The organism is Sanguibacter biliveldensis, from assembly GCF_033798665.1.
Classification (GTDB): domain Bacteria; phylum Actinomycetota; class Actinomycetes; order Actinomycetales; family Cellulomonadaceae; genus Sanguibacter; species Sanguibacter inulinus.
In genome coordinates, this window is the sequence record NZ_CP138359.1 from 3048875 (window position 1) to 3066948 (window position 18074).

At 71.1% G+C, this 18074-nt stretch carries 15 protein-coding genes and 2 tRNA genes; 6 read left to right on the forward strand and 11 right to left on the reverse strand.

Features of this window, described 5'->3' with window-relative positions:
• The first annotated feature begins 53 nt into the window (after nt 1–53).
• Together SANBI_RS13355 and SANBI_RS13360 are read left to right on the forward strand one after the other, a co-directional pair.
• A complete protein-coding gene (locus tag SANBI_RS13355) occupies nt 54–431 on the forward strand; it encodes a universal stress protein (RefSeq protein WP_056129138.1) in 378 nt (125 codons plus the stop codon).
• Between the two features lie 418 nt (nt 432–849).
• Nucleotides 850–2889 (forward strand): S8 family serine peptidase, encoded by a 2040-nt coding sequence (locus SANBI_RS13360; RefSeq protein ID WP_319155810.1) that lies wholly within the window; start codon nt 850–852, stop codon nt 2887–2889.
• Nucleotides 2890–3071: 182 nt separating this feature from the next.
• Here SANBI_RS13360 and SANBI_RS13365 read toward each other — a convergent pair whose 3' ends face one another.
• Together SANBI_RS13365 and SANBI_RS13370 are read right to left on the reverse strand one after the other, a co-directional pair.
• Nucleotides 3072–3581: a DinB family protein gene (locus SANBI_RS13365; RefSeq protein ID WP_319155812.1), complete on the reverse strand. Its 510-nt coding sequence runs from the start codon at nt 3579–3581 to the stop codon at nt 3072–3074.
• A gap of 177 nt (nt 3582–3758) precedes the next feature.
• Complete coding sequence (locus SANBI_RS13370) at nt 3759–4610, reverse strand: SDR family oxidoreductase (protein ID WP_319155814.1); 852 nt, start codon at nt 4608–4610, stop codon at nt 3759–3761.
• 142 nt (nt 4611–4752) lie between these two features.
• Between SANBI_RS13370 and SANBI_RS13375 the strand changes: the two genes are divergently transcribed.
• Nucleotides 4753–5199 carry a winged helix-turn-helix transcriptional regulator gene (locus tag SANBI_RS13375; RefSeq protein ID WP_319155816.1) on the forward strand — a complete coding sequence of 149 codons (447 nt, stop codon included), beginning with the start codon at nt 4753–4755 and terminating at the stop codon, nt 5197–5199.
• 22 nt (nt 5200–5221) lie between these two features.
• On the opposite strand, the gene SANBI_RS13380 is transcribed toward SANBI_RS13375, so the two are convergent.
• The 4 genes from SANBI_RS13380 to SANBI_RS13395 form a co-directional block, all read right to left on the reverse strand.
• Nucleotides 5222–6556, reverse strand: coding sequence for a carboxylesterase family protein (locus SANBI_RS13380; protein WP_319155819.1), 1335 nt, complete (start codon nt 6554–6556; stop codon nt 5222–5224).
• A gap of 172 nt (nt 6557–6728) precedes the next feature.
• Nucleotides 6729–7979 (reverse strand): N(5)-(carboxyethyl)ornithine synthase, encoded by a 1251-nt coding sequence (locus SANBI_RS13385; RefSeq protein ID WP_319155821.1) that lies wholly within the window; start codon nt 7977–7979, stop codon nt 6729–6731.
• Nucleotides 7980–8188: 209 nt separating this feature from the next.
• The gene (locus SANBI_RS13390) at nt 8189–9178 is read right to left on the reverse strand and encodes an SDR family oxidoreductase (protein WP_319155824.1); all 990 of its coding nucleotides are present in this window, start codon (nt 9176–9178) and stop codon (nt 8189–8191) included.
• A gap of 43 nt (nt 9179–9221) precedes the next feature.
• Entirely contained in the window at nt 9222–9980 is a 759-nt protein-coding gene (locus tag SANBI_RS13395; protein ID WP_319155825.1) for a sensor domain-containing protein, read from the reverse strand.
• 202 nt (nt 9981–10182) lie between these two features.
• Between SANBI_RS13395 and SANBI_RS13400 the strand changes: the two genes are divergently transcribed.
• The gene (locus SANBI_RS13400) at nt 10183–10887 is read left to right on the forward strand and encodes a DUF429 domain-containing protein (protein WP_319155827.1); all 705 of its coding nucleotides are present in this window, start codon (nt 10183–10185) and stop codon (nt 10885–10887) included.
• Nucleotides 10888–10972: 85 nt separating this feature from the next.
• On the opposite strand, the gene SANBI_RS13405 is transcribed toward SANBI_RS13400, so the two are convergent.
• Nucleotides 10973–11046 (reverse strand) — tRNA-Met (locus SANBI_RS13405).
• Between the two features lie 324 nt (nt 11047–11370).
• Between SANBI_RS13405 and SANBI_RS13410 the strand changes: the two genes are divergently transcribed.
• Nucleotides 11371–13596, forward strand: a complete 2226-nt coding sequence (locus SANBI_RS13410; protein ID WP_319155829.1) for an MMPL family transporter — start codon at nt 11371–11373, stop codon at nt 13594–13596.
• Between the two features lie 214 nt (nt 13597–13810).
• Nucleotides 13811–14797, forward strand: coding sequence for an aldo/keto reductase (locus SANBI_RS13415; protein ID WP_319155831.1), 987 nt, complete (start codon nt 13811–13813; stop codon nt 14795–14797).
• A gap of 66 nt (nt 14798–14863) precedes the next feature.
• On the opposite strand, the gene SANBI_RS13420 is transcribed toward SANBI_RS13415, so the two are convergent.
• From SANBI_RS13420 to SANBI_RS13435, 4 genes are all read right to left on the reverse strand, one after another.
• Nucleotides 14864–16975: a S9 family peptidase gene (locus tag SANBI_RS13420; RefSeq protein WP_319155833.1), complete on the reverse strand. Its 2112-nt coding sequence runs from the start codon at nt 16973–16975 to the stop codon at nt 14864–14866.
• 123 nt (nt 16976–17098) lie between these two features.
• Nucleotides 17099–17172 (reverse strand) — tRNA-Met (locus tag SANBI_RS13425).
• Nucleotides 17173–17233: 61 nt separating this feature from the next.
• Nucleotides 17234–17734 carry a DUF2249 domain-containing protein gene (locus SANBI_RS13430; protein WP_319155835.1) on the reverse strand — a complete coding sequence of 167 codons (501 nt, stop codon included), beginning with the start codon at nt 17732–17734 and terminating at the stop codon, nt 17234–17236.
• Nucleotides 17724–17993, reverse strand: coding sequence for a DUF2249 domain-containing protein (locus tag SANBI_RS13435; RefSeq protein WP_319155839.1), 270 nt, complete (start codon nt 17991–17993; stop codon nt 17724–17726). Before SANBI_RS13435 ends, SANBI_RS13430 begins: the two co-directional genes overlap by 11 nt.
• Between the last annotated feature and the right edge of the window lie 81 nt (nt 17994–18074).

The window sequence follows — 18074 nt, forward strand, 5'->3', positions numbered from 1 at the left end:
GGACCTGCGCACGCACGGCTCGACACTTCGCACTGACACAGGAGTTCTGCGACATGACCGTTCTGGTGGCCTACAACGAGACCCCTCAGGGTGAGGCAGCCTTCGCGGCGGCCGTGGCCGAGGCGGCCCGCCGCACGACGACAGTCACGGTGCTCGTCCTGACCCCGCAGCCCGACGCTGCGCCCGTCCCCCCGCACCTCGCCCACCTGCTCGAGACCGTCGCAGGAGAGAAGGTCGAGGTCGCGTTCCGCCTCGACAGCATCGACGTCGCCGACGCGATCCTCGACCACGCCGAGCGCTCGGGAGCCGAGGTCATCGTCATCGGCTCGCGCAAGCGCTCGAGCGTCGGCAAGTTCCTCCTCGGCAGCACCACGCAGCGCGTGCTGCTCGACTCGGCCGTCCCGGTGCTCGTCATCAAGGCGACGCACTGACGCTCGCCGTCGGGACGCCCCCCTGACCCATGCCCTCGGGGCGCCCTTCTGACCCACGCCGTCGGGCTCTCCTCTGACCCACGCCGTCGGGACGCTCCTCTGACGCTCGCCGCCAGGGCGGACCACCGACGCGCCGACCCCAGGTCGGAGTGTCTCTCGTCACACTGCGCCCAAAAATTCGTTGAGGATTCAACGATCCCGCTCTCCGCACCTGCGGCGACGTCCGACAGGGCCCATCCCCGTCGCCCCTGACGTCGAACTTGTCACGCTCCACCGTGGGTGGAATCTAGTTGAATGCTTAACTGCGCCGAACGTCACGCCGATGAGCACATAGATCAGCAGCCGGCACCGTGCCGCTGCGGCGGACACGGAAGGCACGAGCATGACGAGCACGAGACCCGGCTTGAGAAGCCTTGTCGTGGCACTGGTGACAGCAGCCCTGGCGACGGGGACGATCGCCGCTGGCGCACTCCCGGCGACCGCGGCCGACCCTGCCGCAGAGCCGACCACCTGGCTGGTCCAGGTCGACGGCGACCCCGCCGCCGTGACCGCGGACCTTGCCGAGCAGGGCGTCACCACGGTCAAGGAGTACGACGCAGCCCTCGACGGCTACGTCGTCGAGGCGACACCCGAGCAGATCGACGCGATCTCCCAGACCGAGGGCGTCGCTGAGGTCGAGCCCGACCTCGACGTGAGCATCACCGAGAGCTCGAGCCAGAGCGGCGCCCCCTGGGACCTCGACAGGCTCGACCAGGTGGCCCTCCCCCTCGACAAGACCTACACCTACCCGAGCTCGGCCGGCGCGGGCGTGCGCGTCTACGTCCTCGACACCGGCGTGGACTCGACGATCCCCGAGCTGGGCGGACGGGTCGCCCCGGGGTTCTCCGCCTTCGCGGACACGACCGGGACAGCCGACTGCCACGGCCACGGCACCCACGTCGCCGGCACTGTCGCCTCACGCACCTACGGTGTCGCGAAGTCCGCGACCGTCGTCCCGGTCCGCGTCCTCGGGTGCTCCGGGTCGGGCAAGATGTCCGACGTCATCAGCGGTCTCGACTGGGTGGTCAAGAACCACCCGGCAGGCACGCCCGGGGTCGTCAACATGTCCCTGTCGGGGGCACGCAGCGACATCATGGGTCGGGCCGTCGACGCCGCGACAGCAGCGGGCCTCCTCGTCGTCGTCGCCGCCGGCAACACGAACACCGACGCCTGCCAGGCCTCCCCGTCGGACGTGCCCTCGGCACTGACCGTCGGAGCCAGCACCATGACCGACTCCCGTGCGACCTTCTCGAGCTGGGGCACCTGCGTCGACGGCTTCGCCCCCGGTGAGCGCATCGTCTCGACAGCCCCCGGTGGCACCACGGCGACCCGCTCTGGCACCTCGATGGCAGCCCCGCACGTCGCCGGGCTCGCAGCGCTCCTGCTCGCCGACTCCCCGCGACTCACACCCAAGGAGGTCACCGACAGGCTCGTCAGCACGAGCCGGACCGGCGTCACCGACCGGAGCGCGGGCAGCCCGGACCGACTCTTCGGCCTCACTCCGGCGACGGCCCCGGTCACGGCGCCCGCTCCAGCTCCGGCTCCAGCTCCGGCCCCGGCTCCGGCACCTGCTCCGGTCGCACCTGCCGCCCCGACGAAGCTCGCGGTCTCGGCGGTCACGACAGTCGCGGGCACGGTCTCGTGGACGCCCGCTGCAGGCACCCCGGCCACGAGCTGGACCGTCCAGCGCTCGACCGACGGCAAGACGTGGACGACGGTCGCCGCCCAGGGCACGACGGCCCGGCTCAGCGGGCTGGCCCCCGCCACGAAGTACCAGGTCCGGGTGGCAGCGAACGCTGCTGCAGGCCGGAGCCCGTGGGCGACGGTCACCGTCACGACCGCCGCACGCCCCTCGGGGATCCGCACACCCACCGTCACGTCGAGGGCCCCGTCCACCGCGGCGCTGACCTGGACCGCTCCCGCGACCTCGGGGACGCTCGTCACGGACTACAGGGTCGAGCTGTCACGAGACGGCAAGAAGTGGTCGACCTTAGCCGACGGCGTCAGCACGGCGCCGAAGCTCCAGCTCACGGGTCTCGCCCCGTCGGCGACCTACAGCGTGCGCATCACCCCTGTCGCCGACGGGACGACGACAGGCGCGCAGGCCGTCGTCAAGGTGACGACCCTCGCGGCGCCCTCCGCACCCCGAGCCATGAAGGTGACCGCGAGCGCTGCCACCACACTCTCCCTCGCCTGGACGGCGCCGGCGACGTCGGGCCCTCAGGTCACCGACTACAAGGTCCAGGTCACGCGCGACGGCAAGACCTGGACGACCGTCAACGACGGCGTGAGCCCCAAGACCTCGGTGCAGATCACCGGCCTCGCGAAGAACACTGCGTACACGGTCCGGGTCACCGCGGTCTCCGGGACCGCCTCGAGCACCTCCTACGCCGAGGTCAAGGCCTCTACCCGCAAGTGACCTGCGGCAAGCCCTGAGGCCACGCACCTCCGTCACGGGCAGATCGAGACCTGTCCTGGCGGGCCTCCGGGTAGACGACACGCACAGCGAAGGGGCACCAGCATCGCTGGTGCCCCTTCGCTGTGCGTGCAGGCCGCTCTCTGCCTCGCGGGCCCTCGTGCCGGTGACGACCGACTGCTCGGTCACTCCCCCGTGGTGCCGTCCAGCAGCTCGCGGAGGATGTCGACGTGCCCGAGGTGCCGGGCGGTCTCTTCGATGACGTGCACGAGGACCCAGCGGAGCGACGGGTACTCGGGGTTGTCGGGCGCCTCGTCGAGGTCGTGCCGGGCGAGCACCTCGTCAGCCTCTGCCCATGACGCCCTGTAGTCGTCGATGATCTCCGTCAGGGAGTCCCGAGCGGTCACGCGGAACTCGCCGTCCGGGTCCTCGTCGCTGCCGAAGCGGCGGTCGTAGGGGCGCTGCTCGACGGCCTCGACGAACCACGACCGCTCGACGTCGGCGAGGTGGCGGATGATCCCTGACACCGTGGTGAGGCTGGGCACCAGGCGCCGCGCGGCGTCCTCGTCGCTGAGGCCCTGCGCCTTGATGACGACGGTCTCGCGGTTGAGCATCAAGAACCCCATGAGGGTGCTCTTCTCGTCGCCGCGTCCCGGAGGCTGGGTCCGGGGAGTGTCCTGCGTCACATCATCCATGCCCCCGAGTGTAAGAGGGCCAGGGGCCGGCGTGAAGGCCCGCAGCGGGCTGGACGCGCAGAGGCCGGGGGTGCCGTCCTGGCACCCCCGGCCTCTGCGTCGATCACCTCAGGTCGTGCGGACCTTCTGCCCGCCAGAGCTCCCTCGCGGAAGGGCAGGTGCCGCCCGCTGTCACCGTCAGAGCGCTGCGCGCAGCGCCTCGACGAGCCCGGTGGTCGGGCGGCCGAGGAGCGTGCTCAGGTCGCTCGTGACCGTCGCGAGCTCACCGTCGCGGATGTTGCCGTCGAGAGCGACGACAAAGCCGACGGTCCCCTCGTCGAGGCCGAAGCCTGCGAGGACAGCGGCATGCTCCTCGGGCGAGACGCGGTGGTACGAGACCTCGCGGCCGAGCACCTCTCCGGCAGCGGCGGCGAGCTCGTCGTGCGTCCACGCGACGTCACCCGAGAGCTCGTAGACCTTGCCCGCGTGGGAGTCGTCGACGAGGACCACGGCAGCGGCCTCGGCGAAGTCCGAGCGGGGCGCCGAGGCGACCTTGCCGTCTCCGACGCTCGCGAGGATCTCACCCGAGTCCTTCGCCTGCTGGACGGGCTGGAGGTAGTTCTCGGTGTACCAGTTGTTGCGCAGGATGGTCGTGGCCAGGCCCGACTGCGCGAGGTACTCCTCGGTCGCCTTGTGGTCGGGGGCGAGCACGAGGGTCGAGGTGTCGGCCTGCGGTGCGCTCGTGTAGACGACGCGGCCGACGCCCGCAGCCTTCGCGGCGTCGATCACGGCGACGTGCTGCGGGACGCGCTGGCCGACCTCGGAGGAGGAGACGAGCAGCAGGGTGTCGACACCCTCGAAGGCCGCCGCGAGAGTCTCGGGGCGCGAGTAGTCGGCCTCGCGGACCTGGACACCGCGGGCGGCGAGGTCCGCGGCCTTGGCCGGGGTGCGCACAGCGGCGACGACCTGGTCGGCGGGGGTGCCGCGCTCGAGCAGGGACTCGACGACGAGGCGTCCGAGGTGTCCGGTGGCTCCGGTGACAGCGATCATGGCGTGCTCCTTGTGAGATGGCCGCGCAGACAGGTCCCGCGGCGACGGTTCGGCAACACGACGAGCATGGCACTAACTTTTCGAAAGTGCAATCCTTTCCGCAGCACTATCGATTCCTGATGCACGGTCGTATACTCAAGACATGGCCAGGACCGAGAACGTCGAGACCCACGACCCCGCCGCACCGCGCGAGGTCGGGACCGACGACCTCGAAGACTTCTCAGAGTTCGCCCCCGACGTCTTCCAGCGCGGCTGCAGCTCACGGCAGACCCTCGAGATCGTCGCGGCGAAGTGGGGCGTCCTCGCACTCGCAGCCCTGCGCGACGGATCCGTGCGCTTCAACGCGCTGCGCCGCAAGATCGACGGCGTGAGCGAGAAGATGCTGTCCCAGACCCTCCAGGCCCTCGAGCGCGACGGCCTGGTCGTCCGCGAGGTCCGCGAGACGATCCCGCCGCACGTCGAGTACAGCCTCACAGCGCTCGGCACGCAGGTGTCCGACAGCCTCGCCTCGCTCATCCGCGTCATCGAGGACGCCGTCCCCGAGGTGGTCGAGGCCCGCGAGGCCTACGACGCCCGCAAGCCTGCCTGAGCAGCGCGGGGTCGTCGACGGGTCACCGCACCGCTGTGCACCTGAGGACACCCGAGACTGACGCGTCGCGCCCCAGGTCGTCACCCCGCGCGAAGGCTCCCCACACAGAACGGACCGCTCGTGCCGCCTCCTGGATCTGGTCCCACGACGCCCCCTCGACCAGCTCGGCTCGCGCCCAGGTCTTCTCGTCGCCGAAGAGCATCGGCAGGTCGACAGTGTGCGCGGCACCCCACGGGTTCCCGGGCGCGGACCACGACAGCACGTACCTGTGCACCCGCCCACCTGCTCGCGCATGCCGCCGGGCGAAGCGCCGCGCCGACCGCCCGTAGACGACCTCGGTGAGAGCAGCGACGAGGCCACGGCGCACGAGCGGCCCGACGACAGGCAGCGCGACCACCCGCTGGACCACGGGTACCTCGCGGACGAAGAGCCGAGCCTCTTCGGAGGTGCAGCCGATGAGCAGGTCGACCTCCTCGGCCACGGCGTCCCAGGCGTCGTCGACGGCGTCCTCGGGCGGGAGCGGGGCGAAGCCGTACTGGGTGCCGAAGGGCATCGCGGCACGCAGCCCCGAACCCTCCGCTGTCTTCGCGACAGCAGACTGCCGGGCGACGACCTCCTCGACAGGGGTCTGCGCAGTGATGTCCTCAGCGGCGTCGAGCATCGCCGCGTTCATCGCGCTCCTCCCACGGGAGATGCCGAGCGGGGCGCTCTGGACGATCGCGCGGGAGAACAACGACGCAGCCCCAGGCACTGCCATGAGGTGCGCGACGGCGTCTCCGCCCGCAGACTGCCCGAAGACCGTGACCCGTGCAGGGTCTCCCCCGAAGGCCTCGACGTTGCGCTGGACCCATCGAAGGGCCTCCACCTGGTCGAGCAGCCCGAGGTTCGCAGGGCGCCCGGCACGCCCTCCGAGGTACCCGAAGATCCCGAGCCTGTAGGTGACGGTCACCGCGACGACCCGCTGCTCGGCGACCAGGGGCGCCGGATCCATCACCGGGACGTCACCGGCACCCGAGGTGTACGAGCCACCGTGGATCCAGACCATCACCGGGAGCCGCTCCCCGGCCTGGACGTCGCGCGGCACCGTGACCGAGAGGTTCTGGCAGCTCTCGTCGGTCGCGAGCGAGCTGAAGTCACCGCCGAGCACCCGTTCGAGGAAGACCACCGGTGCCTGCGGGCACGCGGGCGCCCACCCTGTCGCCTCGAGCACCTCGGTCCTGTCGGCAGCCGGGACCGGCTCCTCGAACCGGCCCGCCGTGGCGTAAGGGATCCCCGTGGCGCGCAGCACTCCGGCATCGGTGTCGACCCAGCCCACGACGGTCCCCGACGGTGGGGCGAAGGTCGGTCGCTCGGTCACGGTGCCCCTCTCGGTGGTCCTTGCTCGGGCAGCACCAAGGGTATCGACCACCTCGGTCTCTGGCTCGCCCCGCACTCCGCGACCCCCCTCCCGACCTGGTCGCGCGAGGTGTGGCTCCGGCGACCGGGGTCTGAGCGGCCTGCGGGTCGCGGACCTCAGCCCTGCGGGATCGTCAGGCCTCCTGGGCGTGCGGGTAGGTCTCGGCCCGGTGCTGGAACCTGAGGATCGCGGGGTTCTCGACGACCCCGTCACGGATCTCGATCGCGCGCGCGACGGTCTCGTCGGACGCCCAACCCGACGGCCCGCTCATGACCGAGCGCAGGAAGGGCAGCACGGCGTCGCTGATCTCCCAGGTCGCCGAGTTCCACAGGTACGAGGGGCTGTGGTCGACGGCGTAGTAGAGGATGTGGTCACCCACCTCGAAGGTCGGCTCTGCGAAGCTCGTCGGGCGTGCCCACGAGAACCCCATCCCCTCGTCGCACGACACGTCGACCACGAGGCTGCCCGGCCTGAACGCACCGAGGTCGTCCTCGCAGAGGTAGGTCAGCGGAGCGTCGGTGTCCTGCAGCGTGCAGTTCACGACGATGTCGAACTCCGCCAGATAAGGGGCGAGCGGGACGCGCCCCTCCTCGGTCAGCACGTGGCTGAGGTTCGGGGCCGCCTCGTCGTGGTCCAGCTGGACGATGCGCGCCGAGTGGATCGGCGAGCCGACGGCTGCCACGTCGCGGTTGGTGAGCACGTGGACGTCGTGGACGCCGTGCGCCCTCAGCGCTGTCACGGCGCCACGCGCCGTCGCGCCGAAGCCGATGACGATCGCGTTGAGGCGGCGACCGTAGTCTCCGGTCGACCCGGCGAGCTGGAGAGCGTGCAGGACCGAGCAGTACCCGGCGATCTCGTTGTTCTTGTGGAACACGTGCAGCGCGAAGCGCCCGTCCCCCGTCCAGTGGTTCATGGCCTCGAAGGCCACGAGGGTGAGCCGACGGTCGACGGCCTGCTGAGTCATCTCGACGTCCTGGACGCAGTGCGGCCATCCCCACAGCACCTGCCCCTCGCGCAGCTCCGCGAGCTCGTGCGCCTGCGGCTTGGGGAGAAGCACGACGTCGGACCGCTCGAGGAGCGCCGCACGCGGCAGGACCTGACCGACCAGCCCGGCCAGGCGCTCGTCCGTCATGCCGAAGGCCGAGCCGTAGCCGGTCTCGACGATCATCCGCTCGCGCAGGTCCGCGTCGATGCGGTCGAGGTGCGAGGGATGGATCGGCAACCGACGCTCGTCGGTCTTCTGCGAGGTCGCGAGCACCCCGAGGGTGAGCAGCTCTCCGGGGACCTCGTGCGCCGGGACGTGAGCGGGCTCGTGCCCCGCCTCGAGGAAGGCCTCGTCGCGCGGGTCGTGCTTCGGACCGGACTGCTCTGACCTGTCGGTCATCGTCGCTCCCTCACGGTCACCGCCATGGTGAACCGTTCCAAGAGTACGTCCGCACCGCGTCAAGAGCAGACCAAAGATCTCTCTGGAGCGGTCGGCGGGAGGTCCCGCTGACCCTCACGGGACCTCCTGACACGTCCTCGGACCGGGGCTTGGTGACGGCCGCAGAGCCAGCGCCCCGGCTCGGCGACGGGCGCAGACGAACCTCCACCTCAGACGCGGAACCGCTCCACCAGGTCGTCCATCACCGCGTCCATCCGTGCGTCGACCTGGCGCCGGGCCGGGTCCGCGTCGTGCCACGCGACGATCTCGCGCGCACCCTGCTCGAAGGTCGTACGCGGCACGAACCCCGGGGCGACGCTGCGGATCTTGGCGTTGTCGAAGACCATCGAGTGCGCCTTGTCTCCGAGCAGCCCGGCACCCCACCCAGGGTCGACGGCCGCGATCGCGTCCGACGGCACGTGGACGATCTTCGCCTCGACCCCTGCTGCTCGCGCGAGCGACTGCGTGATGTGGTCCCACGTCAGTGCCTCGTCCGAGGTGATGTGGAAGGAGTCGCCGACGACCCTCGGGTTCGCCAGCAGCGGGACGAGTCCGAGAGCGAAGTCGTCGGTGTGCGTAATCGTCCACAGCGACGTGCCGTCACCGTGCACGACGACCTCCTTGCCGGCGCGCATCCGCTCGACCACGTTCCACCCGCCGTCGAGCGGGACGGAGGTCTGGTCGTAGGTGTGCGACGGCCGGACGATCGTGGCGGGGAAGCCGCTGTCGCGGTACGCGGCGACGAGCAGGTCTTCGCACGCGATCTTGTCCTGGGAGTAGCCCCAGAACGGGTTGCGGAGCGGTGTGGACTCGAGCACCGGGCTGCGGGCGGGCGGTGTCTGGTAGGCCGAGGCCGAGCTGATGAACACGTACTGCCCGGTCCTGCCGGTGAAGAGGTCGACGTCCTGCTGCACGTGGCCCGGGGTGAAGGCCACCCAGTCCACGACAGCGTCGAAGTCGCTCCCTCCGAGCACCTCGCGCACCGACCCTGGGTCGCGGACGTCGGCGCGCAACGAGCGCACCTCCGCCGGCAGAGGACGGGTCGTCGACGACCCGCGGTTGAGGACGGTGACGTCGTAGCCGCGCTCGACCGCGAGCCGCACGCTCGCCGAGCTGATGACGCCGCTGCCACCGATGAACAAGACTGTGGGTGCACTCATCGTCCGACACTATCGGCGCGACGGCGCTCACGCCCGGAGATGGTCAGCGCGCGACGGTCCGAGGCTCGTCGAGCAGCGTCCGTGCGAACCCTGCCTGCAGGCGTGCCATCGCCCGGGTCATCGGCAGCAGGGTCAGCAGGAAGACGATCCCTGCGGCGAGCTTGAAGCCTGTCGAGTTGAGCACCTCGAGGGCGTCACGGGCGGCGCCGCTGAGGTCGTCGTTGCCGGTGTTCTCCGGGAGGAACCGTACCCAGGCGTAGACGGTGGTCCCCGCGACGGCGCCGACCCACCAGGTGACCGTGACGGTGAAGGTGACGATCGACAGGATCCAGGACGTCAGTGCGTGCACGGTCTCCCGCCAGCCCTGCGGGTCGCGCAGCGACGCGAGGACACGACGCGGCAACGAGGGGCGGTCCGCGCCGACAGGTACGCCCCGACCGGGCGCTGCCGCTCGACGAGGCTCCGCGAGGGGCAGGTCTCCGGCGAGCACGGCACGACGCACCGTCCTGCTCCGCTCGACCGAGGCGAACCACCGCGCGACGACCAGCACACCCGCCGCGATCGGCAGCCCCACCCAGAAGACCATGAGCGGCACGGCGACGGCGAGACCTGTGAAGACCACGACGAAGGCGACCAACGACCACGGGAGCGTCACCAGCACGTACGCCGTGTCGGCGCCGAGGCTGCGGATCCGACGCACGACGGCGGTCCACGGTGTGCTCGCCTCGGTCTGCCACGGCTGCTCGGTCGGGTCCGGAACACTGTCTGCGCGGCGCGGGAGCTGCGCGGTCGTCTCGATCATGAGTCCATCCTCCTCGCCTCCGCGTCCCACGACCATCAGGTCAGCCACCCAGTCTCGGGGTAGGGCTGTCCCTACCAGCCACAGCGCCTCGCTCTCACCCCCGGGAGCACTGGCTCGCTCTCCTTCCTCCCTCGAGCGGCTCTGGGCTGCCGGCCCTGTCCCCAGCCCGCGCGCTGCGCACACACCTGGTACTCCTAGACCCATGACCAAGACGACCCGCGTGCTCGGGGTGGATGCGTGCCGGGCCGGCTGGGTCGGCGTGGTGTGGGACGGCGACGGTGCGACAGCGCTCGCCGCCCAGGACATCGGCTCGCTCGTCGCTGCCGCCGAGCTCGGCGGTCGTGTCTCGGTCGTGGCGATCGACATCCCGATCGGCCTCCCGGACGCCGGCCGACGGCAAGCGGACGTCCTGGCGAGGCTGGAGATCGGACGGTTGCGCTCGTCGGTCTTCATGACCCCGGTCCGCCCCGCCTTCGAGGCGGACGACCACCCGAGCGCCGTGGTCCTGAACCGCGAGCTCGCCGGCGAGGGTGTCTCGATCCAGGCCTTCGGGCTGCGGTCGAAGGTGTTCGAGGTCGAACGGTTCGTCCGCAGCCCGGCATGCGAGGACCGCACGGTCCTCGAGGTGCACCCCGAGGTGTGCTTCGCCCGCATGAACGGCGCCCCGCTGACCGACCGCAAGAAGACCTGGGCGGGCGCCGAGACCCGCAGGGCACTGCTCGCCGAGCACGGCCTGGCCCTGTCGGGGGTGGGCGGGCTGTCCGGTGTCGACGTGGGTGTCGACGACGTCCTCGACGCCGCTGCGACAGCCTGGACGGCCCGTCGCCACACCCACGGCGAGTCCGAGGCGCTCCCCTCGACCCCCGAGATCTTCAGCGACGGCTGGCCCGCCGCGATCTGGGTGTAGGCGGGCCGGTGTCGTCGGGGTCGTCCACCGCCTAGGACACAACGCAGAACGGCCCCCGATCAGTGATCGAGGGCCGTTCTTCTTGTAGCGGGGACAGGATTTGAACCTGCGACCTCTGGGTTATGAGCCCAGCGAGCTACCGAGCTGCTCCACCCCGCGTCGGTGATCACCACTCTACGCCATCTGGGCCCGAGGTCCAACCAGACCGTCCCCGGGGCAGGTCGGCACCCTCTCCGGCGCCTCTGAGCAGTCCTGGCAGCCCTGAGCACCGACGGGCACCGCGGGGCGCCCTCTCCGCGTCCCCGCTCCCGGCACCCTGCGCCGTCGACCGAGCCGCACGGGTCGACCGAGCCGCACGGGTCGACCGCCCGCGCCCGGCTACCGCGCCTGCGGTACCGACGATCAACCACCTGCCCGATTCGCCGAGGACCCGCCACGAGCAGGATCGGTAGCGATCGCAACCCCCTGCCCCAAGGAGTGCCCATGTCCACGTTCCTCTCTCGTCTCGGGCGCTCGAGTGCCCGGCACCGGCTGGTGGTGGTCGGCGTCTGGCTGGCCGTCTTCGCCGGGCTCGCCGGGATCCTCGGGGTCAACGGCTCCGGGGACAGCGCCCCGCAGACCATCCCCGGGTCGCGCGCCTCGCAGGCCCTGGAGGTCATGAACCGGGAGTTCCCGGCTGCGCGGGCCCCGGCCGAGAACACCCTCCAGCTGGTCTTCGCACCCCAGGACGCCCAGGTCACCGACCCTGGAGTCACCGCGCAGATCAACAGCGTGCTGGCCGAGGCGGCCTCGCTGCCCGGTGTCGAGTCGGTCTCGGACCCCTTCGCCCCCGACGCGCCCTACACCTCCCCAGAGGGAACCCTCGCCGTCGCGACCCTCACCTACGGCGACCTCTCCGACGACACCCAGGTCACCTCCTACGACGCTGCCCTCGCCCTCCAGGAGTCCGCACCGGCTGACCTCGGGGTCGAGCTCGGCGGCAACCTCGTCCCGCTCGGGGCAGAGTCGGGCCCCGGCGAGGTCGTGGGAGTCCTCATCGCCTTCCTGGTCCTGGTCCTGACCTTCGGCTCGATGCGGGCCGCGGGGGCGAACCTGCTCATCGCCGTCTTCGGCGTGGGTGTCGGGCTCGTCGGCGTGCTGGCCTACGGCTCGATCACCCCGATCGGCGAGAACTCGATCATCCTCGCCTCGATGCTCGGCCTGGCCGTCGGCATCGACTACTCCCTGTTCATCCTGTCCAGGTTCCGCACCGAGCTGCGCTCGGGCCGCTCTGTCGAGGACGCGATCGCCCGCGCCACGGGCACCGCCGGGACCGCCGTCGTCTTCGCAGGCCTGACAGTCATCGTCGCCCTCGCCGCGCTCATGGTCGCCGGCATCGACTTCGTCACCGAGATGGGCATGGCCGGAGCCTTCGGCGTCCTGGTCGCCGTCCTGCTCGCCCTGACCCTGCTGCCGGTCTTCATGAAGACGCTCGGGGTCGAGGCACTGTCCAAGAAGCACCGCAAGGACCTGGCCGCCGGAGTGGTCTTCGACGAGGACACCACACCGAAGCACGGCTTCGTGCGCCGCTGGGGGCAGGCCGTCGTGCGACGGCCTGTGATCTCGCTGGTCACCGGTGTCCTGGTCCTGGTCGTGGTCGCCCTGCCAATGCTCTCCATGAAGACCGCCTTCAACGTCCCCGGCGGGACCGACCCCGAGTCGACCGAGCGCGCCGCCTACACCCTCGTCCTCGACGAGCTCGGCGGCGTCCAGAGCCCGCTGATCGTCCTGGCCGAGGGCGACGACGTCGCCTCGAGCACCGCCGCCCTCGAAGACCAGCTCGCCGGCATGGCTGGCGTCGCTCAGGTCACCCCGGCCGAGGTCAGCGCGGACGGCCAGACCGCCCGCATCACCCTCATCCCCACAGGCGGCCCCATCGACGACTCGACCAAGGACCTCGTCCACCAGCTGCGCGAGGACGCCGACTCCATCTCCGGCATCCACCTCGAGGTCACGGGCGAGACCGCCATCGGCATCGACCAGGACGCCGCACTGGCCGACGCCCTGGTCACGTACCTCGTCGTCATCGTGCTCATCTCCCTCGCCCTGCTGGTCCTGCTGTTCCGCTCCCTGCTCATCCCCCTCGTGGCCACCCTCGGGTTCCTGCTCTCCGTCGGAGCGTCTTTCGGCGCTTCCGTCGCGGTCTTCCAGTGGGGCTGGCTGCCCGCTCTGGTCAACGCACCCCAGGGCGACCCGATGCTCTCCCTCCTGCCGATCCTGCTCGTCGGGGTGCTCTTCGGCCTCGCGATGGACTACCAGGTCTTCCTCGTCTCACGCATCAAGGAGATGCACGACCGCGGCCTCACCCCCAAGGACGCCGTCGTCGAGGGCTTCTCCCGCTCTGCCCCGGTGCTCGTGGCAGCCGCCACGATCATGACGGTCGTCTTCGCGGGATTCGCGACCAGCACCTTCTCGGTCGCCGCGTCGATCGCCTTCGGTCTCATGGTCGGCGTGCTGGCCGACGCCTTCGTCGTCAGGCTCGTCCTCATGCCTGCCCTGCTGTCCCTCCTGGGCAAGAGCGCCTGGTGGATCCCCCGCTGGCTCGACAAGATCCTCCCCAGCGTCGACGTGGAGGGGCACGCGGTCGAGCACGCCTCCGCGCCGACCGCAGGCGACGACGAGCCGTCGCAGCCCGGCGACAGAGACGCCCTGCAGACCACGCACGTCTGACCTGCGGTCCTGACCTGAAGGTGCGACCTGCCCTCTCACGAGCGGTCTGGGGCCACGGCCCCAGACCGCTCGTGCGCAGCTCGAGTCCTTGGACGGACCCTGGAGACAGGTGCTGGGCAACGGGGTACCAGCAGCCCCTGCCTCTCCGCCCGGACCAGTCCTAGCGTGGTCCAGGTCAGCACCACGAGCACCACCGACCACCACGGAGGACCACATGCACACTCGAACTCTCGGCCAGGGCCTGCAGGTCTCCGCGGTCGGCCTGGGCGCCATGGGCATGTCGATGAGCTACGGGCCGAACCCTGGCTCCCGCGACGAGATGATCGCCGTGCTGCGCGGGGCTGTCGACCGTGGCGTGACCTTCTTCGATACCGCGGAGGTCTACGGTCCCTACGTCAACGAGGAGCTTGTCGGCGAGGCTCTCGCACCGGTCCGCGACGAGGTGGTGATCGCCACGAAGTTCGGCTGGGACATCCAGGACGGGCGCATGGTCGGGCTCGACAGCAGCCCCGAGCAGATCCGCAGGGTCGCCGACGCGTCGCTGCGCAGGCTCCGGACCGACACGATCGACCTGTTCTACCAGCACCGCGTCGACCCCGACGTGCCTGTCGAAGAGGTCGCGGGGGCCGTGGCCGAGCTCGTCCAGGCGGGCAAGGTCCGTCACTTCGGGCTCTCCGAGGCGGGCGCCGGGACGATCCGTCGCGCCCACGCCGTCCACCCCGTCACCGCCGTCCAGAGCGAGTACTCGTTGTGGACCCGTGACCCTGAGCCCGAGGTCCTGCCCACGCTCGCCGAGCTCGGGATCGGGTTCGTCCCCTTCAGCCCCCTCGGCAAGGGGTTCCTCACCGGTTCGGTCGACACGTCGACCACCTTCAGCGAGGGCGACATCCGCAACCGTGTGCCGCGCTTCACAGCCGAGAACCTCGCCGCGAACCAGGCGCTGGTCGACCACGTCCGCGCCCTCGCGACGATCAAGGGCAGCACGCCGGGTCAGGTGGCGCTCGCGTGGCTGCTCGCCCAGCAGCCGTGGATCGTCCCGATCCCGGGGACGCGCCGGATCGAGCGCGTCGAGGAGAACGCCGGTGCGACCGCCGTCGCGCTCTCTGCCGACGAGGTGGCCGACCTCGACGCCCTCACCCGGACCGTCCCGGTGAGCGGCAACCGCTACGACGACTCCGGCATGGCGATGGTCGGCCTGTAGGAAGCCCGCGCGACGACGGCTGAGGGGCCGCACCCGACCTGGGTGCAGCCCCTCGCTCGTCGTTGCTCAGACGCCGTCGACCGTCGGGCTCACGGGCAGGTGCTGCGCCCACCACGCCAGCACGTGCTCGAGCCGCTGGAGCCTGTGCTGCGGGCGGCCGGACCGGGTGAGCTCGTGCCCCTCCCCCGGGAACAGCAGCAGCTCAGACTGGACACCGCGACGCTTGAGCTCGACGAACCACCGCTGCCCCTGCTCGACGGGGCAGCGCCAGTCCTGCTCGGAGTGGATCACCAGGGTCGGTGTGGTCACCTTCGCCACGTGCGCCATCGGGGACTGCGCGGCGACCCGGGCTCGGGCTTCGTCGGTGTCCCCGTCGCCCAGGTACTCGAGCCCGAAGAACCAGCCGATGTCGCTCGACCCGACAAAGCTCACAGGGTCGAGGAAGCCGCGCTCCACGATGGCTGCTTCAAAGCGGTCCGTCCGGGTGGTGAGCCACGCCGTGAGGTACCCGCCGTAGGAGCCACCCATGACGCCGACCCGGTCCGCGTCGAGGGCGGGGTCGGTCAGAGCGGCGTCGAGCAGCGCGATCACGTCGTGGGTGTCGACGGTCCCGAAGGCGTGGCGGATGGCCGAGCCGTGCGCGGAGCCGTAGCCGGCCGCGCCGCGCGGGTTGCCGTAGACCACGGCGTAGCCGGCCTCGGCGAGGGTCTGCACCTCGTCGAAGAGCGCGACCGTGTACTGCGCGAAGGGCCCGCCGTGGATCATCAGGATCGTCGGGTGCGGCCCTGCGCCGAATCGCCCGGGGTCCGGGGTGACCACCCAGCCGTGGACGGGGTAGCCGTCAGGTGCCGTGCTGGTCACCTCGACGGGCTCGCGCACCCGCCCCGTGGCACGCAGCGGCGCGGACCAGTCGGTCAGCGTGCGCCTGGCCCCGGTCTGCAGGTCGACCACGTGCACGTCGCCCGACGTCGACGGGCCAGCGACAGTGGCCACGGCGAGGGCTGAGCCCGCTCCAGGGTTCGCTCCCGCCTCGTGTGACGCACCGGTCCCGCCAGGCGAGCTCGCCGCCAGCGCCTTCGTCGCGGCACCGTGCACGACCACGTCCCCGCCGAGGAGCTCGCGTGCCGCGCCGTCGGCCTGCAGCTCGTGGAGCACCACGGTCCCGCGGCGGAGCTCACCGACCAGCACGCCGTTCGCTGTGGCGGCGAAGGTCGCCGGGTCGAGGTCCACGGCTTCTTCGTCGGTCACCCGGGCTGGCACGCCCGCGGGAGCCGGCGCGCCGTCCTGAGTGGTCAGCGGCAGGTGGAACAGGCCGGTCTGGCGCGCCACGAAGTCTCGTCCCGACGACCCCATGTCCTGGGCGAGGAGCCAGAGGGCCGAGCCGTCGGCCGACGGGAGCGCAGCGGCGACGGCGAGGGTCGACCCAGAGTCGGCGTCCGTCAGCGGTCGCAGCACGGGGTCCCCCTCGGGTGCGGTGTCGACGACGACGGCGTCCGAGTGCCGGTCCTGGTGCCGAGCGGCGTGCCTCGCCCCGACCGCCACGACGTGCCGCCCGTCCGGCAGCCAGGCGATGCTCGTGAGGTCGACGTCACCGTCGGTCACCTGCCGGGCGGTCGGCCCTGCGTCCTGCGCTGCGGGCACCGTCGTCCGTGAGGCCGGGTCGACCGGGACGTCGACGACGAACAGCTGGCGGCGCTTGTCGTGCGTGAAGCCGACGCCGTCGTGACGGTACGTGAGCTCGGTGATGTGGCGCGGAGGTTCCGCGCCGGGATTGCCGCCAGGGACGTAGCGCCCCTCGTCGGGGACCCGTGCAAGGAAGGCGAGCGTCGACCCGTCCGGGCTGAACTGCGGGCCGGCGGCACCGAGAGGCAGGTCGGTCAGCCGGACGGGCTCGCCACCGGCCGCCTCGACGACGTGCACCTGGGGTCGCCCCTCGGGCTCGGCGCGCAGGAAGGCCACCCACCGCCCGTCGGGCGAGACCTGCGGCTCGATGTCCCGGTGCCCACGCGTGAGTCGCACGGGCGGCGCCGAGCCGTCGACCGTGATCCTCCAGAGCTGGCCGATGTGCTCGTCGAGGTCCAGGTCTGGAGCGGTCCTGGCCACGATGACGAAGGTGCCGTCAGGGGCGAGCGCCGGAGTTCCGGGGGCGTGCAGCAGGGAGAGGTCGGCGGGGATCATGGATCGACCGTAGTACGACCTCCCGACGTCGGGCGATCGGTCCTGACGAGGACGGACACCTCCCAGGGAACGAGAGAGGCCCTCCTGGTCGGAACCAGGAGGGCCTCTCTCGCACTGCATCTGTAGCGGGGACAGGATTTGAACCTGCGACCTCTGGGTTATGAGCCCAGCGAGCTACCGAGCTGCTCCACCCCGCGTCGGTAGTCACCATCCTACGTCACCGCGGGGCGCACCTCAGCCATCAGGACCTTCGGGGGACTACGCCGCCGCGATCCGGCCGATGCGGACCCGCCAGACCTCAGGCCCCTCCTCGAGATACTCCCAGGTGAACGCGTCGGGGCTCTCGGCCGCGAGCTGGTAGTACAGCGGCTTCGGGTCGTGGTCGTTGACGAGGACGAAGCCCGTGCCGACGGGCAGCTGGTCGAAGGTCGTGAAGATCAGCGCGTGGCGGGTGCGCGGGATCTCGGTGCGGACGTCGACGATGCGGTCTGGTGTCAGGGTCATCAGTGGTTCCTCCGGTGCGTGGGCGAGGTCCGCGAGCCGTTGCTCGACGCGGGCGACGTGGTGCATGGTGCCGTCCAGGCGCAGCGCCTGGTCCGGGTGACGGTGCCGGAGCAGGACCCAGCCGTCGGCAGCCAGCCGCCCGGCATCCTGCGGGCGACCTGCCTCGGCGAGCGCACGGCACGCGCGGGCGAGCGTCCGGGCGAGCCCGTCGACGACGTCGACGGGCGGCGCGGTCGACGAGCCGTCAGTCGGCACGGGTGATCGCGACACGCCACTGGAGGGGCCCGGCCTCGAGATACGTCCACTCGAAGGCACCGGGCCAGAGGGCCTCGGTCTGGTAGCGCAGCGGCTTGGGGTCGTGGTCGTTGCGGATGACGAAGGTCTCGCCGTCCGCGAGCGCCTGCAGACGGGCGAAGATCACGTCGTGCCGTGCGCCGTGCGGCAGCGTCCGCACGTCGAGGTCGAGCGACCCGCTCTCGTCGGCGGGGTCTGGCAGTGCGGCATCAGATGACATCGGAGCTCCTCGGGGTGGCGGACGAACTAGCACATCTTGTTTTTACTACTCGACTAGTGAAAACTACACCCATGCCAGGTG

Coding starts and splice junctions, on each gene's coding strand:
- SANBI_RS13355 (WP_056129138.1), top strand. CDS start 54: ATGACCGTTCTGGTGGCCTACAACGAGACCCCTCAGGGTGAGGCAGCC.
- SANBI_RS13365 (WP_319155812.1), bottom strand. CDS start 3,581: ATGGATGATGTGACGCAGGACACTCCCCGGACCCAGCCTCCGGGACGC.
- SANBI_RS13370 (WP_319155814.1), bottom strand. CDS start 4,610: ATGATCGCTGTCACCGGAGCCACCGGACACCTCGGACGCCTCGTCGTC.
- SANBI_RS13375 (WP_319155816.1), top strand. CDS start 4,753: ATGGCCAGGACCGAGAACGTCGAGACCCACGACCCCGCCGCACCGCGC.
- SANBI_RS13385 (WP_319155821.1), bottom strand. CDS start 7,979: ATGACCGACAGGTCAGAGCAGTCCGGTCCGAAGCACGACCCGCGCGAC.
- SANBI_RS13390 (WP_319155824.1), bottom strand. CDS start 9,178: ATGAGTGCACCCACAGTCTTGTTCATCGGTGGCAGCGGCGTCATCAGC.
- SANBI_RS13395 (WP_319155825.1), bottom strand. CDS start 9,980: ATGATCGAGACGACCGCGCAGCTCCCGCGCCGCGCAGACAGTGTTCCG.
- SANBI_RS13400 (WP_319155827.1), top strand. CDS start 10,183: ATGACCAAGACGACCCGCGTGCTCGGGGTGGATGCGTGCCGGGCCGGC.
- SANBI_RS13410 (WP_319155829.1), top strand. CDS start 11,371: ATGTCCACGTTCCTCTCTCGTCTCGGGCGCTCGAGTGCCCGGCACCGG.
- SANBI_RS13415 (WP_319155831.1), top strand. CDS start 13,811: ATGCACACTCGAACTCTCGGCCAGGGCCTGCAGGTCTCCGCGGTCGGC.
- SANBI_RS13420 (WP_319155833.1), bottom strand. CDS start 16,975: ATGATCCCCGCCGACCTCTCCCTGCTGCACGCCCCCGGAACTCCGGCG.
- SANBI_RS13435 (WP_319155839.1), bottom strand. CDS start 17,993: ATGTCATCTGATGCCGCACTGCCAGACCCCGCCGACGAGAGCGGGTCG.